Consider the following 1,181-nt stretch of genomic DNA (forward strand, 5'->3'; position numbering starts at 1 on the left):
CTCTGTACACGATAAAAATAGATAACTCATTGAAATAATGTCATAATAATTGTTTTCTAACGACGAATACTATGACACATCTCAATGAGTTATATCTTATCTTAAACAAATATCTAAAATGGAACAAGTCACATTTAAAGTGCTTTGCGCTCATCATGCTTGTGATTATTTTAAAGCAAACATGTAATCTTTCTTCTGCATCTAAAGCCTTGCCCATCAAGTGCTTACCACAATCATTTTATCGACGTATGCAGCGCTTCTTTGCAGGTCAGTATTTTGATTATCGTCAAATTTCTCAGTTGATTTTCAATATGTTTTCATTCGACCAAGTGCAACTGACTTTAGATAGAACCAATTGGAAATGGGGAAAACGAAATATTAATATCCTGATGCTCGCAATCGTTTATCGTGGAATAGCGATACCTATCCTTTGGACATTGCTTAATAAACGTGGAAATTCAGATACGAAAGAGCGTATTGCTTTGATTCAACGCTTTATAGCCATTTTTGGTAAAGACCGTATTGTGAATGTGTTCGCAGACAGAGAGTTTATCGGTGAGCAGTGGTTTACATGGTTAATTGAACAAGACATCAACTTCTGCATTCGTGTTAAAAAAACTTCATTGTCACCAATCATTTAGGAAAGAATCATAAAATTAGTGATTTATTTCGCCATCTTAAAGTTGGTCAAATTGAATGTCGTAAACGACGGATTTTGGTTGGTCGGGTGAAACTATATATAAGTGCACTACAGTTAGAAAATGGAGAGCTTTTACTCGTCGTTTCTCCTCAGTTTAATGCCAATGCTATTCAGGATTATGCATTACGCTGGGAAATTGAAACCTTATTCAGTTGTCTCAAAGGACGCGGGTTTAATCTTGAAAATACGCGCTTGACAGACCCTAGACGAGTGAAAAAATTGATTGCGGTGTTAGCTATAAGCTTCTGTTGGTGTTACTTAACGGGTGAATGGCAACATGATCAAAAAAAAGCGATAAAAATAAAGAAGCATGGACGACTCTCAATGAGTTTATTTCGCTATGGTTTAGACTATGTTCAAATGGCGATTCAGCGTTTAATTGGTTTTGGGAAAAAAGAAGAGTTTAAGGAAATTTTGGCAATTTTAAGAAGGCAGAACCCTGATAGGATAAGGGTTCTGTGAAATTTGTCGTGTACAGAGC

Annotated in this window: 1 protein-coding gene; it reads left to right on the forward strand. The window is 35.9% G+C overall.

The genetic code is table 11. The features are described 5' to 3' along the window. The first annotated feature begins 71 nt into the window (after window positions 1–71). Window positions 72–1,162 (forward strand): IS4-like element ISAba1 family transposase gene (locus ABD089_RS12315; protein ID WP_085940413.1). Its coding sequence is split into 2 segments (ribosomal slippage): window positions 72–612 and window positions 612–1,162, totalling 1,092 coding nucleotides; the frame shifts between segments, so codons are not numbered across the junction. Window positions 1,163–1,181: the final 19 nt, after the last annotated feature.

Source organism: Luteococcus sanguinis (genome assembly GCF_039527675.1).
GTDB classification, from domain to species: domain Bacteria; phylum Actinomycetota; class Actinomycetes; order Propionibacteriales; family Propionibacteriaceae; genus Luteococcus; species Luteococcus sanguinis.